The organism is Mycolicibacterium setense (assembly GCF_000805385.1).
In the GTDB taxonomy this organism is placed as follows: Bacteria; Actinomycetota; Actinomycetes; order Mycobacteriales; family Mycobacteriaceae; genus Mycobacterium; species Mycobacterium setense.
Window position 1 is genome coordinate 612,725 of sequence record NZ_JTJW01000008.1, and the last position, 14,921, is coordinate 627,645.

Genomic DNA, 14,921 nt, shown 5'->3' on the forward strand with positions numbered 1-14,921 from the left:
GACTGAACTCAGTTCATCCATTTCCGGGCGGTATCCCGGTCGAGTTGGTAGAGCGCCATCCGGCGGTTGGACATCTCGTGCTCGCCGAGGAAGCGGCAGCCGGCGAACTCACACAACCCACGCACCGTGGTGTTGCGATGGTCGGGGTCGAACATGATCCGCTGACAGTCGGGATCGGCGGTCAGCACACTGGCGACGATCTTGGGCAGAAGCATCGGGCCGAGTCCGCGGTTGACCAACTCCTCGTCGGCGATCGCCCCGTGCAGGCCAAGATCGTGCGGCTCACTGTCGTACCGATCGGCGATGGAATCTTTGGCCGCTCGGTATATTTCGAGGTATCCGCGATCCACGCCGGCGATGCTGAGCACGAGCGGCAGTGAATAGTCACCTTCAACCTGGGCTTTCAGGTGCTTCCGCCAGCGCTCGACCGGCCAGTCGTATTCCCAGGTCTCAGCGAGGTGCGGTCGATTCATCCACTCGGCTATCAGCGGAGCGTCCTGGTCGGTGGCCACCCGAATCTTGCTCGGCCGCATCAGTTGTGGAACTGGAGGTCCCGGGGTACGCCGCACAGCCTCGGATACATTCTTGAGTTCCCGTGGGAGCACCGGGTACACCGTCGAATAGTTGTCCTGCCGCGACACAGTTTCGGCCATGGAGCCGTCCACCCCCGTTGGTGCGTTGGTCACGTCTCCTGCCGCAATCGAGCAAGCACGTCACCAGTTGTGCTGTGCCGCAGCAGTTCATCACACGTCAAATGCCCATCCCCCTGTCTCCGGCGCAGGTCGGGGGCGCCACCTACGTGTGTGCGCCACGCTCAGACCCGCCGCCTCCTTAGACCAGCGAGGGGAGCCTAACCAAAACTATTTCGATGATGGGGCCTTCCTTTCGGCACCCGCGGCCCGTCATCCGGAGCCCACAGCGCCCGTCAATATTCCGCGCGATCCTCGAAACTCCAGTACAACAGTACTTTTCACACCTCCGACAATATAACGGCGGGTTTCGGCCGGTCATCCTTTCTCGGCGTCGTCGGCTAATACCTCGATGATCTGCGCGGGATGATTGTGGTCGTCTTTCTCCACCGCTGTCCCATCACAGCGATGGTGGCCAATGTTTCACGCGGTCCGGTCACGTTGGCCGCGCGAAAGCCACGGATCTCGGTCTCTCCCCGTTGGCAACCCGAACCTTGTCGACGGCTGTGCCCTTCCAGAGCTTCCGCGTGCTAGGTGAGGGCCCTTTGCGGCTGTCCGCTGTAGTCACTGAGCGGCCGGATGAGCGCGTTGGACGCCGCCTGCTCCATGATGTGTGCGGTCCATCCGGTGATCCGGCTCATCACGAAGAGGGGTGTGAAATATGGAATGTCGAACCCCATCAGGTAGTAGGCCGGCCCGGTCGGGAAGTCCAGGTTCGGCTTGATCTTGGTGGCCGCGAACATCGCGCTCTCCAGCACGTCGTAGATGTCCAGCCACTGCTGTCCATCGCGCACTGCCGCAATCTGTTGCAGAGCGGCCTTCATGGTGGGCACGCGGGAGTCACCGTCCTTGTAGACCCGGTGGCCGAAACCCATCACCTTGTCCTTGCGGGACAGCTTGCCGTGCAGCCATTCCGCAGCTCGGTCGGCCGAGCCGATCTCGAGCATGTCGTGCATCACCGCCTCATTGGCACCGCCGTGCAGCGCCCCCTTCAACGCACCGATGGCGGCCGTGACCGCGCTGTAGATGTCGGACTGCGTCGAGGTGACCACCCGCGCGGCGAAAGTGGACGCGTTGAAGCTGTGCTCGGCGTAGAGCACCATCGACTGCTCGAAAGCGTTGACGATCACCGGGTCCGGCACCTCACCGAAGCACATGTTGAGGAAGTTCTCCGAGTAGCCCATGTGGCTGTGCGGGGCGATCGGTTCCAGTCCGCGCCGTCTGCGCATGTCGGCAGCGACAATGGTCGGGAGAACCGCGAACATCCGCAGTGACTTGGCGAAGTTGGCTGCGGGACTGCTGTCGTCCTCCTCCGGGTCCTCGGCGCCCAGATAGCTGATCGCTGTGCGGACCACATCCATCGGATGGCAGTTGTCCGGCAGCTTGGCCAGCAGCGACTGCATCGAGCGGTCGATCCGGCGGGAGGCCCGCTCGCGCTGGGTGAAAAGGGCCAGCTCCTGGTCGGTGGGTAATTCGCTGTGCCACAACAGGTACGCGACCTGCTCGAAACTGCAGTGCGCGGCCAGATCCTGGACCGGGTAGCCGCGGTAGGTCAGAGTGTTGGTCTCGGGCACCACCTTGGAGATGGCGGTGGTGTCGACCACCACGCCGGCCAGACCTTTGTGGATCTTGGGCGGATCAAAGGTGCCGTTCGAGGTAACGGTCATCGTGTCGCCCCCTGCAGCGAGAAATTGTAGATATCCGAGTCGAACTGGTTGTAGTCGTTGTAACGCAGGAGCTCGTAGAGTCGGCTCCGGTGTTGCATCTGATCGAGCAGTCCGGATTGTGTTCCTGCCGAGGACATCTCACGCAGACCGACCTCGACCGCGTGCATGGCCAACCGCAGCGTGGTGACCGGGTAGATGACGATGTTGTAGCCAATCGCGGACAGCTGTTCCGCAGTGAGCAGCTCGGACTTTCCGAACTCGGTCATGTTCGCCAACAGAGGCACATCGACCGCCTCGCGGAACTGCTCGAACTCCGCAGGGGTGTGCAGCGCCTCGGTGAAGATCACGTCGGCACCGGCGTCGGCGTAGGCCTTGGCCCGGTCGATCGCCGCGGAGATCCCTTCGATCCCCGCAGCATCGGTACGGGCGCAGATGATGAAGTTCGGATCTCGGCGCGCGGTGACGGCCGCCCGCAGCCGCTTGACCATCTCGGCGGTCTCCACGACCGCCTTGCCGTCGAGATGCCCACACCGCTTGGGATTCACCTGATCCTCCAGGTGCAATCCGGCCAGGCCGGCGTCTTCGAGGAGCGTCACGGTCCGGCCCGCGCTCATCGGCTCGCCGAACCCGGTGTCGGCATCGATCAACGTGGGAAGATCTGTGGCCGAGGCGATCTGCGCGCCACGCCCCGCCACCTCGGTCAGCGTGGTCAACCCGATATCCGGCAGACCCAGGTCCGCGGACAGGACCGCGCCAGAGACGTAGACGCCGTCGAAGCCGATCTCGGCAACGAGCTTGGCCACCAGCGGCGAGAACGCACCGGGGAGGCGCAGGAGCCGGCCGGACTCCAGACCGCGGCGGAACCTCCGGCGCTTCTCAGCTGCGGAAGTGGCGGAGCCGAGCAACCCGGTCACCTGAATATCCCCGAGGGAACCGTGGGCGCCTTCTCCAACACCCTCGGATCGACCCGTACGTTAAGTGCACCCAGCGCGCCCGATCTGGTAGCCGAAACGTTCTCGACCGCACTCAGGAACCGTTGCTGCTCTTCGGCTTCGACAACACCATCGGCCAATTCGGCGAACTTGGCGACGTACTGTTCACGTTCGAACGGCCGCGCCCCCAACGGGTGAGCGTCAGCGACGGCGAGTTCGTCGACGATCGTCTCACCGCTCTTGAGGGTGACGACGGCCCTGGCGCCGAACGCCTTCTCGGCCGGGTCGTTCGAGTGGTAACGCCGGGTCCACTCAGGATCCTCGACTGTGGAGATCTTGCGCCACAGCTCGATGGTGTCGGGCCGGTGCGCCCGCTCCGGCGCATAGGACCGCTCGTGATGCCAGGTGCCGTCCTGCAACGCGACGGCGAAGATGTACATCACCGAGTGATCGAGGGTTTCGCGGGACGCGTCGGCGTCGAACTTCTGCGGGTCATTGGATCCGGTACCGATCACGACGTGGGTGTGGTTGCTGGTGTGCAGCACGATCGTGGCGATCTGATCCAGATCACCGATACGCTCGCGCATCCGGCGAGCCAGGTCGATCGGCGCCTGACTCTGGTACTCCGCCGAATGCTCCTTGGTGTAGGTGTCCAGGATGGCGCGCTTGGGTTCGCCCGGCCCGGGCAGCGGCACCTGGTAGGTGTGGTCCGGCCCGGACAACAACCAGGCGATCACCCCGTCCTCGCCTTCCCAGATCGGGGCCGGCGATTCCTCACCGCGCATCGCGCGGTCGACGGCTTCTATGGCCACCTTTCCGGCCCACGCCGGCGCGTAAGCCTTCCAGCTGGAGATCAGGCCCTTGCGCGACTGGCGGGTGGCGGTGGTCAAGTGAAGGGCCTGACCGATTGCGGCGTAAATGGTTTCGGGATCGAGCCGCAGCATGGTGCCCAAACCGGCGGCGACCGACGGTCCCAGGTGGGCGACATGGTCGATCTTGTGCCGGTGCAGGCAGATTCCTTTGACCAGGTCCACCTGCACCTCGTAGGCGGTGGCGATGCCGCGGATCAGGTCGGCGCCGTTCACGCCGAGTTGCTGAGCAACGGCGACGAGTGCGGGGATGTTGTCGCCCGGGTGGGAGTATTCGGCAGCCAGGAAGGTGTCATGAAAGTCCAGTTCTCGAACCGCGACACCGTTGGCCCAGGCCGCCCATTCGGGCGACACCGTGCCGTCGACACCGAACACGGCCGCACCTCGGGGTGTCTTGTGCGCGAGCGCCTGGGCACGGGCCACCGTCACCGGCCGGCGGATCACCGACGCGGCCGACACCGCGGCGTTGTCGATGATGCGGTTGATCACCATCGCCTCGGTCTCGGGCGGCACGGCTACCGGGTCGGCGGCGATCTCGGCGATCTTCCATGCCAAGTGCTCGCTACGCGGGAAGTTCTCGGCGCTGCGCCGGGTTCTGACGTCATGTTCAAGCATGTTCCGCACGGTACGCAGCCTCGATCACCAGGGAAACCACCTGTAAATGCGTACTCTTGTGTCCTTTGCCGCCCCCTTTTGCGAATGTTGTGAAACCCGATCGGGGTAGCCTCGTCAGCGGTGACGAAGACATTCGCCGGCGCCCGTCTGCGACGGCTACGCGACGAGAGAGGCCTCACACAGGTCGCGCTGGCGCGTGCGCTGGGACTGTCGACGAGCTACGTCAACCAGCTCGAGAACGACCAGCGGCCGATCACGGTCCCGGTGTTGTTGGCCCTCTCCGATCGCTTCGACCTGCCGACCCAGTACTTCGCCCCCGATGCCGACGCGCGGCTGGTATCGGACCTGCGCGAAATACTGGCAGACGGTGCCACCACGGCCCAGATCGAAGAGCTTGTCGCCCGCATGCCAGAGGTCGGCCAGACCATGGTGAATATGCATCGCCGCCTGCACGATGCCACCGCCGAACTCGAGGCCGTGCACGGTCGGGCCAACCTGGACGCGCAGGCGGGTGCGCAGCAGCCCATGCCGTTCGAAGAGGTACGCGACTTCTTCTACGACCGCCGCAATTACGTCGACGCGCTCGACCGCGCCGCCGAGGACCTCTTCGCCCGTCACCGGTTACAAGTCGGCGGGCTCGACCGGCAACTGGCCGACCTGCTGTCTGCTGAGTTCGGCATCTCGGTGATCGTGGACAACGGAGACATGCTGGAGCCCAGCGTGAAACGCCGGTATCTGCCCGAGGCCGGGACACTCTATGTCGCGCGGTGGCTGTTGCCTGGGCAGCGCGCGTTTCAGCTCGCCACCCAGATCGCGTTGCTGATGCACTCCGAGTTGATCGGCACCATCGTCGCCACCGACGACCAATTGAGCGCAGAGGCAAGGGATGTGGCGCGCATCGGGCTGGCCAATTACTTCGCCGGCGCGCTGCTGCTGCCCTACCGGATGTTCTTGTCCGCTGCCGAAGAACTGCGGTACGACATCGATCAGCTGGCGCGCCGCTTCGAGGTGGGATTCGAGACCATCTGTCATCGGCTGTCCACGCTGCAACGGCCGGACGCCCGCGGAGTGCCGTTCATCTTCGTCCGGACCGACAGTGCGGGCAACATATCGAAGCGTCAGTCCGCCACGGCTTTTCACTTCTCCCGGATCGGCGGCAACTGCCCGCTGTGGGTGGTGCACCACGCATTCGCCCGGCCTGGCGAATTCCTGACTCAGGTGGCGCAGATGCCCGACGGCCGCAGCTACTTCTGGATCGCCAAGACGTCTGCGTCGACGCCCAGCCGGTACCTCGGGACCCCCAAGAGTTTCGCCATCGGACTCGGCTGCGATCTCAGCCACGCCGACAAGCTGGTGTATTCGGTCGGCATCGATCTGAGCGACCCGGAAGCCACCGTGCCCATCGGGGCGGGTTGCCGGATCTGCGACCGTCCGGTCTGCCCGCAACGCGCCTTCCCGTATGTGGGCAGACACGTCCACGTCGACCCGCGAACCAGCAGCAATCTTCCCTACTCCTCCACCGTTTGAGCAGCGTTGCTGATGGTGGGGCGGCAACGCCGAGCAGATGTGCAATCCCCGAGGCCGATGCGGGAGAATGGCCCGGTGGACTGCGTGGTGGCACGGGAGGCGCTTTCGGCGCGCCTCGATGGGGAGCGTGAGCCGGTCCCCTCTGCGCGTGTCGACGAGCATCTGCGTGGTTGCCCGGACTGTGCCAGCTGGTACGAGAGGGCCGAAGTTCAAGCCCTGTACCTGCGAGATCTGGCGAACACCGCATTGATCGGCTCGGTGAACGGACGCCCCACCCGCAGCGCCACCGCGCTGGCCGGACTCGGACATTGGCTGCGCCGGCACCTTTTGACCATCGCGATCGTCGCCATCGGGGCGGCCCAGGTCGGTTTGGCGGTCGCGCAGGCAGCCGGCATCAATTTCGGAATGGTTGCCGCGCATCACGGATCGGCCAATGGAGCCCACTTGCTCAACGAGTCCACGGCCTGGTCGGCAGCGCTGGGACTCGCGACGATTGCCATGGCGTTCCGCCGGCGAATCGCGAGCGGTCTTGCCTGCGTGTTGGTGATCTACTGCGGATTCCTCGGCTATTACGTGGTGGCGGATGCGCTTGCGGGCCAGGTGACCCCAGTCCGTGTCCTGAGCCACGTCCCGGTGGTGTTGGCTGCGGTCGTGTCGATGTGGGCATCACGCCACAAGCGCCCGCACGACCCGGCACCGAGGACCCGTGGCGAGGATGACGAATCAGGTGCTGCGCCGGGCCGTCGCCACCTGCGCGCAGCCGACGACCCCGCCGCGTGAGCCGCTACAGCATCACGCCGAACATGATCGCCATGCCGCCGGCCATCATTGCCCGGCACAGCGTGCCGAAGTGCGAGAACGGCGAAGCTTCTGACTTCTGTCGTGCGGCGAAGTAGCGGTACAGCCACGCCGCCGTGGCGATCACGAAACCGAGTGTCAGCAACCAGTTGATGGCGGGAATCCAGAGTGGCTGCACCGAGGCGTGTTCCATGGCCATCGCCGTCCCGCCGCCAGAATGTCCGGCCATGTGGATCGCATGCACGTCGCCGGAACCCGCTGTGGCGGCCGTTTCTGTATGCCGCACAAGCAGATTGCCGTTCATGACGGCATACATCCAGGCCATGGCCGACATCATCGCGGCGTGATAGCCGTCGACCACACGGCCATAGGTCGTGCGGGATCGCAGCGCGACGGCCAGGAACCATCCCGCGGCGGCGAGGAAGAAGAAGAGCGGCGGCAGTGTCGGCAACTCAGCGCCGCGCGGCCAGGCCATCACCATCATCGCGATGGCCATCACCAAGTGGAGCACCTGGCTCACAGCAGCGCCCGGACGACCCCGGGAGCCCACCAAGGCAAAAGCACACTCAGCGGCACTCAGGGCGAACAACACCGTCACTATCCAGCGGAGCGCAAGATCGGCGATCATTCCGGGTCCTGTCTGTCAGTGTCGGCCATCGTCCTTTGGTCGCAGGCGCCGGTGCGAAAGTTCCCGCACCCGATCAGTACTACGACACGTTGTCGTAGACTCGCATGGCCGCGATGTTCTGTTCGTTTCCGCGGCGGAAGGCCGGTTCGACTATGGCGCGTGCGCGCATGTCCACTGCCGCCGGCGGGTGGCGGGGACGCCTGACACTGCTCGGCGTCGTCGCAGGTTGCGCTGTGGTGCTGTTCGCGTGCGCCTTGCAGCTGGGCGCGCAGCGGCTCGCCTCGGCAGGGATCGCCGACCCGGGTACGGCCACCAGCGCAGCACGACTCCTCGGACACTGGGCCGCCACCTTGGCCGGTGCGGTGTGCGTCGGAGCGCTCGCCTGGATTGTGACGACCGCAACACCTCGCGATGACGGCCGGATCGACCCGACGTCCTTTTCGGCGCATCTGCTCGTCGAACGCGTCGCTGTCGCCTGGACTTGTTTTGCCACAGCGATGGTCGTCGTCTCGGCGTCCGCCGACGCCGGAATTCCCATCGGCCGGCTGATCGCCGGTCCCGGCCTCGGCAGCACCATCGCGGCATCAGAGGTCGCACGCGGGTGGTGTGCCACGGCGCTCTGCGCACTGGCGCTGGCGGTCGGCGTGCGTTTCACCCTCCGCTGGATCGGGCACTGCGTCGCACTGCTGCCTGCCCTCGTCGGGGTGGTCGCCGTGGCCGTGACGGGTAATGCCGGGCAGGGCCCAGACCATGACATCGCCACCAGCGCGGCGATCGTCTTCTCCGTGACGGTCGCGGTGTGGGCCGGGACGAAGATCGCCGCCGCCGGATTGCCAGACGCCGTGCTTCGACGCCGGATCCAGGTGCTGCACGTGCTGTGCGGATCGGTCACCATCGTTTACGGCGCCGTGCTGGCGACTCTGATGTTGGGCGGGCTGCCGATTCTGGGTTCGACCTATGGGCGGGCCGTGCTCGTCGCCGGGGTGCTGATGGTCCTGGTGTGGGTCGGCGACGGCGCATTTCTGCTGAAACGCCGCACCCCTTCACAACTGGTCAACACCGTGTCCGCAGCCGCGATGATCGTCGCCACCGCCGCCGTGGCACTTGCCGACAGCAGTGTGCCGCCCCGGTTCACGGTTCATGAGTTCTCCACGTGGGACATCTTTTTGGGCTACCAACTGGATGCACCTCCGAGTCCGCTCAGCCTGATCACCGAGTGGCGGTTCGACCCCCTGATCGGTACGGCGGCCATCGTTCTCGCACTCGGCTATCTCGTCGCCACGGCGCTGCTGCGGCGACGCGGCGACCATTGGCCGGTGGGCCGCACGATCGCTTGGACCCTGGGTTGCGCGGCCTTGCTCATCGCCACGAGTTCGGGCGTACGGGCCTACGGATCGGCGATGTTCAGCGTGCACATGGGTGAGCACATGGCGCTCAACATGTTCGTGCCCGTGCTTCTGGTCCTCGGCGCACCCGTCACACTCGCCCTACGGGTACTGCCGGCCGCGCCGAAAGGCGACGCGCCGGGCCCCCGCGAATGGCTGGTGTGGTTCGTGCACGCACCGGTGACGCGATTCCTGTCGCACCCGGTGACCGCATTCGTGCTGTTCGTCGGGTCGCTGTATCTCGTCTACTTCACTCCCCTGTTCGACACCCTGATCCGGTATCACTGGGGCCATGAGTTCATGAGTGTGCACTTCCTGCTGACCGGCTACCTGTATTACTGGGGAATCATCGGCATCGATCCGGGGCCGCGACGACTCCCCTTCCTGGGGCGGCTCGGGCTGCTGTTCGCCGTGATGCCGTTCCACGCCTTCTTCGGTATCGCCACCATGACGATGACCTCTTCTTTGGGTGAGACCTTCTACCGGTCCGTCAATCTGCCTTGGTTGCAGAGCATCTCAGACGACCAACATATGGGCGGCGCCATCGCGTGGGGTTCGAGCGAGTTGCCGGTGATCATCGTGGTGGTCGCCCTGGTGGCCCAGTGGGCACGTCAGGATCGCCGGGCCGGAGCGCGGGATGACCGACACAGCGATCGCGGATACGACGACGATCTCGACGCGTACAACGCGATGCTGCAAGAACTTTCCCGCACCCGGCGCTGAGCGGCCAGGGGGTTATCCGCCGTCAGATCCGCACGTGCAGTTGCTCCCGCAGGTGCAGTTTTCGCACGTACAGTTCGGGTTGTCGCACTTCGCCGATTCGACTGTTTCATTGCTGGTCATGCATGTGACGCTACGCCGCCCGAGCGGTGCTGACCGTGATTTTGCGGGCGACCGGCGACGTTCGAGGTGCTCCGGACTCTCAGATAGCATGCACGGCACGTTCAACGGAGGTCTGACACTGTGCTCGATAGCGACGACGTGCGGCGCATCGCGCTGTCGTTTCCCGAAACCGTGGAGAAGGAGCGCTGGAACCATCCGACGTTCGACGTGGCGGGCAAGATGTTCGTCACCGTGCCGGACGATCAGGCCTCTATCGCGGTGCGCTGCCCCAGGTTTGACCGCGACGAATTGGTCGCCGCCGAACCACACAAGTTCTGGGTGGCGCGACACGAGGCTTCGTCCGCGTGGGTACGGGTCCGGTTGAGCGCACTCGAAGACTCGCTGGAGTTGCGGGACATTCTCCTCGACTCCTGGAGACAGGCAGCCCCGGACAGACTCGCCGACGCGGATGAGTCCTGAACCGCAAGTCGTGCTCCGGCTCAGGCTCTCTCAGAGCTGTGCCGTTTGGCGCCGGGTCCCATTCGATTCGTCGTACGGGTTCGGTTGGACCGTGCCGTAATTGCGCAACCGCAGGCTGTTCGACACCACCAGGAAAGACGACACTGCCATGGCCGCGCCCGCGATCAACGGGTTGAGCAGCCCGGCCGCGGCGATCGGAATCGCCGCGATGTTGTATCCGAACGCCCAGAGCATGTTGACCCGGATGGTCCGCATCGTCGCCCGGGCCAGGCCCAGCGCCTGCGGGACCGAATCGAGGTTGTCCCGGACCAGGATGATGTCGGCGGCGCCGATGGCCACATCGGTGCCCCGGCCGATGGCAAGGCCGAGATCGGCACAGGCCAAGGCGGGACCGTCGTTGATTCCGTCGCCGACCATGGCCACCACCCGGCCCTGTTCGCGCAGTTTCTCGATCGCGCCGACCTTGTCCTCCGGAAGTACCTCGGCCACCACATCATCGATGCCCACGGCCGCGCCGATCGCAGCGGCCGTCGCGGCGTTGTCGCCGGTCAGCAGCATGGTTTTCATGCCCTCGGCATGGAGGAGCGCGATCGCACCGGCCGCCGACTCCTTGACCGCGTCGGCGATGCAGATGGCACCGCAGACGGTGTCGCCATACGCGACGAATACGACTGTCTGGCCCTGTGACTCGCCCACCTTGCGGGCGGCCGCCAGATTGGCAGGCACCACCCGGTCGCGCGTCACCCAACCGGGCCGTCCGACGACGACGGCCGCACCGCCCACCGCGCCGGCCACACCTTGGCCGGCGAATGCCTGGAAGTCCTCGACCGCGGCGACGTCCCGCCCGGCGCGAGCGGTGACGATCGCATGCGCCACGGGATGTTCGGACGCCGACTCGACCGCCGCCGCATGCCCCAGCACCTCGTCCTCGGTCCAGCCCTCGGCAACGGCGACCGTGATGACCTGAGGTTGTCCGGTGGTCAGGGTGCCGGTCTTGTCGAACACGACGGTGTCGACCGCACGGATCGCCTCCAGTGCGCGATGCCCCTTGAGGAAGATGCCCAGCTGAGCACCCCGCCCCGAGGCCACCATCATCGCGGTCGGGGTGGCCAGCCCCAAAGCGCACGGGCACGCGATCACCAGGACGGCCAGTGCCGCCGACACCGCTCGGTTGACATCGCCGTCGGCCAACAGCCAACCGATCGCGGTGGCTGCCGCGATCACGAGCACACACGGCACGAACACCGCGGCGATCCGGTCGGCCAGTCGCTGCGCATCCGCCTTCTGCGCCTGTGCCTGCTCCACCAGCCGGACCATCCCGGCGAACTTGGTATCCGGGCCCACCGCGGCGGCCTCGACGATCAGACGACCGTCGAGCACGACGGTGCCACCCACGACACTCGAACCTTCCTGTGTCTGTACCGGTTTGGACTCGCCGGTCATGGCACTGACGTCGACGGCGGCCGCGCCGGACACCACGAGACCGTCGGCCGCGATGGCCTCACCGGGACGGACGACGAACCGCTGGCCCTCCTTGAGCTCGTCGGCGGGCATCACCAGTTCGCCGCCGTCGGCGAGCAACACCGTCACCGACTTGGCCCCGAGCGCGGCCAGTGCTCGCAGCGCTCCCCCGGCACGTGAGCGCGCCCGGGCCTCGAAGTAGCGGCCCGCGAGCACGAAAACGGTTACCCCGGCGGCGACTTCGAGGTAGATGGCGTCGCTACCGAGCAACGCCTGCCAGATGCCCGCAGCGTGATAGGCCTGGTGATGAAAGAAGATCGTGTACATCGACCACACGGTGGCGGCGGTGACGCCGATGGAGATCAGGGTCTCCATGGTGGAGGTTCCGTGCCGGGCGTTGCGCAACGCACTGCGGTGGAAGGGCCACGCGGCCCAGGTGACGATCGGTGCCGCCAATGCGGTGAGCACCCATTGCCATCCGGCGAAGCGGGTGTCGGGCACCACGGCAAACATCACCGAAAGATCGGCGAGAGGGATGAACAACACGGCAGCGATGGCGAGTCGCCGGAGCAGGCTGCGCGCATGCTCGGCATCGGGGTCGACGTCGGTGGTGGAGCGCTCGGTGCGGGGGGCCGCCTGGTAACCGGCGCGCTCGATGACGGCGCACAGTTGCTCGACACCGACCTGTGGTGCGGCCTCCACAGTGGCGACACGTGTGGCGAAGTTCACTGACGCCCGCACGCCGTCGACCTTGTTGAGCTTGTTCTCCACGCGGGCAGCGCAGGCCCCGCACGACATTCCGGTGACATCCAGCGCGATGCGCTGGGTCACGTCCTGGTCGGGGACAGTTGCCGTCGTCACGATCACTCCCATTTACTCACCCACCAACTCAGTGGCCCACATCACCGGCATATGCCACCGAATATGTAGTCGCTCCGGGCCGCTGCCGAGTTCCCGGGCGGGATCGAATAATGTCGGGGGCTGTGACTACCGAACGCGGCCAGGACCACGTTACGCGGCTGGCCTTCGCCGCCGGCCGCGGTGATTCGGCAGCGCTCGAGCAATTCATCCGGGCCACCCAGACCGACGTCTGGCGAACGGTGGCGTATCTGGGCGATTCCGGGTCGGCCGACGACCTGACCCAGGAGACGTTCCTGCGCGCCATCAGTGCGCTCCCCCGGTTCAGTGGCCGGTCATCGGCACGCACCTGGCTGCTGTCGATCGCGCGGCGGGTGGTCGTCGACCAGATCCGGCACAAGCAGAGCCGGCCGCGCACGCAGCACGGCGTGGACGTCGAGCAGGTTCTCGAAAGCTACCGCCCCGCGGGCGGGTTCGAGAAGATGGTCGAGATCCGGCTGTTGTTGGACGACCTGGATCCGGACCGCCGGCACGCCCTGTTGCTCACACAGGTCCTCGGCTTGTCCTACGCGGAAGCAGCCGAGGTGTGTGGCTGCCCGGTCGGCACCATCCGGTCACGGGTGGCACGGGCCCGCGAGGATCTGATCGCGGCGTCCGAGCGCGACGATCTGACCGGTTAGGGCACTCGGCGTCGCCGGCGCCACGCCACCGCAACATCGACGGCGATGAAGGCGACCAGGCTCGCGCCGAGCAGCGGGACGAACCAGCCGATGACGGCCGCCGCGAACACCACCCCCACCGCGAGGCCCGGTGACAGCCCGGTGAGGACACCACGACGTGGCGCAGGGCCCACCGGGGCACGGCCGCCGGTGGGGCGACGGTGCCACCACAGCAGATAGCCGCGCACGATCACGGTCACCAAAGCCGTGGCGAGACCCAGCAGCAGTAGCTGATTGGCAATTCCGAACAGCAAGCCCATGTGCAGCTGAATGCCCCACGCGGAAAGCTTTGCCGCCAAAGGCCAGTCGGCGAACCACGAGGTATCCGTCACGGTGGCGGACTGCGGATCGACGGCCACCGCGTTGTTCGACATCACCCAGGGCTGACGAGTCTGCGCGACCGTGAAGGCGATACCGGCGTGGGCGGGAACGCCGACCTCGACATTGCCTCCGACACCGGCGTCGCGAGCAGCCATCAGCACCCGGTCGATATCGTCCACCAACGATGGGTCGTTCGGGCCGCCCGCATCCGCGGCCGGGGCACCGTGATGCCCTTCATGGCCGGTCATCTCGGCTTCCGGCCGGCCGTTGACCGCTGTGGACACCGACGGGGTGGCCCACGACAACGCCGCCCTCAGATCGGTGATGTTGTCACCGGCGAACCGTGACCATGTGAGTCCCGTCGCCGACAGGAACAGCAACCCGGCTGCGATCCAGATCCCCACCGCCCCATGCCAGTTCAGCGTGCGCGCCCGGCCGCGACGTGAGCGGTCGACCGTGAGCAATCTGGCATCCGCATCCCCACGCTGCGTTTTGCGCCGGTATCTTCCCCACCACAGGAACACCCCGGCCAACGCGACCAGCCACAGCCACGACGCGGCGAGTTCGCTGTACAGCCGGCCCGGTTCGCCGAGGTGCAAACTGCGGTGCAACTGGTCGATCCAGGTCCTCAGCGGCAGCGCGCCGCTGCTGCCGTAGACCGTCAGTTCCCCGTGCGAGGCCGCTGTCACCGGGTCGACGAATACGGCGTGCCGCTCGGATTCACCCAGCGCCGGATCGTCGAACATCACCCGGGTGGTCTCGCCCGGGCCGACCGCCGGACGGACCGCGGTAACCGGCAGATCGGGCCGCACGGCCTGTGCGGCCCGGACTTGTTCGGCCACCGGGAGCATGTCGCCGCTGCTGTGGGTTGAAAGTTGATCGCGATAGACGACCTGCTCGATGGTCGGCGAGATGGCGTAGAGCCCGCCGGTGACGGCCGCGACCAGCAGGAACGGACCGACGAAGATTCCCGCGTAGAAGTGCAGGCGCAGCAGGAACGCACGATGCTGCGCGGTCCTCGCCGGTGGGGCGGCCACCGATTCCGGCGTCGGGCTCGCATCGGTGGCTTTCGACGGGTTCTCGCCCATGGCTCCTCAGTGGTCGAACGGTCCTCGATAGAAGTGGTCGTTCGCGCCACGTCGGCAGTTCC

Annotated in this window: 12 protein-coding genes; 5 read left to right on the forward strand and 7 right to left on the reverse strand. The window is 66.2% G+C overall.

Annotation, left to right across the window (positions count from 1 at the left end):
- Window positions 1–8 precede the first annotated feature (8 nt).
- From QQ25_RS21215 to prpD, 4 genes are all read right to left on the reverse strand, one after another.
- On the reverse strand, window positions 9–605 hold the full coding sequence (locus QQ25_RS21215; protein WP_308205467.1) for a GNAT family N-acetyltransferase: 597 nt from the start codon (window positions 603–605) through the stop codon (window positions 9–11).
- 614 nt (window positions 606–1,219) lie between these two features.
- A complete protein-coding gene (locus QQ25_RS21220; RefSeq protein ID WP_052235946.1) occupies window positions 1,220–2,356 on the reverse strand; it encodes a bifunctional 2-methylcitrate synthase/citrate synthase in 1,137 nt (378 codons plus the stop codon).
- The gene (prpB, locus tag QQ25_RS21225; protein WP_039380827.1) at window positions 2,353–3,270 is read right to left on the reverse strand and encodes a methylisocitrate lyase; all 918 of its coding nucleotides are present in this window, start codon (window positions 3,268–3,270) and stop codon (window positions 2,353–2,355) included. The genes QQ25_RS21220 and prpB overlap by 4 nt, the downstream gene beginning before the upstream one ends.
- Window positions 3,267–4,772: a 2-methylcitrate dehydratase PrpD gene (gene prpD, locus QQ25_RS21230; RefSeq protein WP_039380829.1), complete on the reverse strand. Its 1,506-nt coding sequence runs from the start codon at window positions 4,770–4,772 to the stop codon at window positions 3,267–3,269. The genes prpB and prpD overlap by 4 nt, the downstream gene beginning before the upstream one ends.
- A gap of 120 nt (window positions 4,773–4,892) precedes the next feature.
- Between prpD and QQ25_RS21235 the strand changes: the two genes are divergently transcribed.
- Window positions 4,893–6,299, forward strand: coding sequence for a short-chain fatty acyl-CoA regulator family protein (locus QQ25_RS21235; protein ID WP_039380830.1), 1,407 nt, complete (start codon window positions 4,893–4,895; stop codon window positions 6,297–6,299).
- Window positions 6,300–6,374: 75 nt separating this feature from the next.
- Entirely contained in the window at window positions 6,375–7,079 is a 705-nt protein-coding gene (locus QQ25_RS21240; RefSeq protein WP_039380833.1) for a DUF2275 domain-containing protein, read from the forward strand.
- Window positions 7,080–7,083: 4 nt separating this feature from the next.
- On the opposite strand, the gene QQ25_RS21245 is transcribed toward QQ25_RS21240, so the two are convergent.
- Window positions 7,084–7,725, reverse strand: a complete 642-nt coding sequence (locus tag QQ25_RS21245) for a DUF5134 domain-containing protein (protein WP_039380835.1) — start codon at window positions 7,723–7,725, stop codon at window positions 7,084–7,086.
- A gap of 167 nt (window positions 7,726–7,892) precedes the next feature.
- Here QQ25_RS21245 and QQ25_RS21250 point away from each other — a divergent pair, with 167 nt between their 5' ends.
- Window positions 7,893–9,833 (forward strand): cytochrome c oxidase assembly protein, encoded by a 1,941-nt coding sequence (locus QQ25_RS21250; RefSeq protein ID WP_101906082.1) that lies wholly within the window; start codon window positions 7,893–7,895, stop codon window positions 9,831–9,833.
- Between the two features lie 240 nt (window positions 9,834–10,073).
- Complete coding sequence (locus QQ25_RS21255; protein ID WP_039322438.1) at window positions 10,074–10,412, forward strand: MmcQ/YjbR family DNA-binding protein; 339 nt, start codon at window positions 10,074–10,076, stop codon at window positions 10,410–10,412.
- Window positions 10,413–10,442: 30 nt separating this feature from the next.
- Here QQ25_RS21255 and QQ25_RS21260 read toward each other — a convergent pair whose 3' ends face one another.
- Complete coding sequence (locus QQ25_RS21260; protein WP_409370998.1) at window positions 10,443–12,734, reverse strand: heavy metal translocating P-type ATPase; 2,292 nt, start codon at window positions 12,732–12,734, stop codon at window positions 10,443–10,445.
- Between the two features lie 110 nt (window positions 12,735–12,844).
- Here QQ25_RS21260 and sigC point away from each other — a divergent pair, with 110 nt between their 5' ends.
- Window positions 12,845–13,411, forward strand: a complete 567-nt coding sequence (sigC, locus tag QQ25_RS21265) for an RNA polymerase sigma factor SigC (protein ID WP_039380842.1) — start codon at window positions 12,845–12,847, stop codon at window positions 13,409–13,411.
- On the opposite strand, the gene QQ25_RS21270 is transcribed toward sigC, so the two are convergent.
- Window positions 13,408–14,859, reverse strand: coding sequence for a PepSY-associated TM helix domain-containing protein (locus QQ25_RS21270; RefSeq protein ID WP_039380844.1), 1,452 nt, complete (start codon window positions 14,857–14,859; stop codon window positions 13,408–13,410). The genes sigC and QQ25_RS21270 overlap by 4 nt on opposite strands.
- Window positions 14,860–14,921: the final 62 nt, after the last annotated feature.

What these genes read in the sequence shown, in the direction of transcription:
- QQ25_RS21220 (WP_052235946.1), bottom strand. Translation starts at nt 2,356, where the DNA reads ATGACCGTTACCTCGAACGGCACCTTTGATCCGCCCAAGATCCACAAA.
- prpD (WP_039380829.1), bottom strand. Translation starts at nt 4,772, where the DNA reads ATGCTTGAACATGACGTCAGAACCCGGCGCAGCGCCGAGAACTTCCCG.
- QQ25_RS21245 (WP_039380835.1), bottom strand. Translation starts at nt 7,725, where the DNA reads ATGATCGCCGATCTTGCGCTCCGCTGGATAGTGACGGTGTTGTTCGCC.
- QQ25_RS21250 (WP_101906082.1), top strand. Translation starts at nt 7,893, where the DNA reads ATGTCCACTGCCGCCGGCGGGTGGCGGGGACGCCTGACACTGCTCGGC.
- sigC (WP_039380842.1), top strand. Translation starts at nt 12,845, where the DNA reads ATGTCGGGGGCTGTGACTACCGAACGCGGCCAGGACCACGTTACGCGG.
- QQ25_RS21270 (WP_039380844.1), bottom strand. Translation starts at nt 14,859, where the DNA reads ATGGGCGAGAACCCGTCGAAAGCCACCGATGCGAGCCCGACGCCGGAA.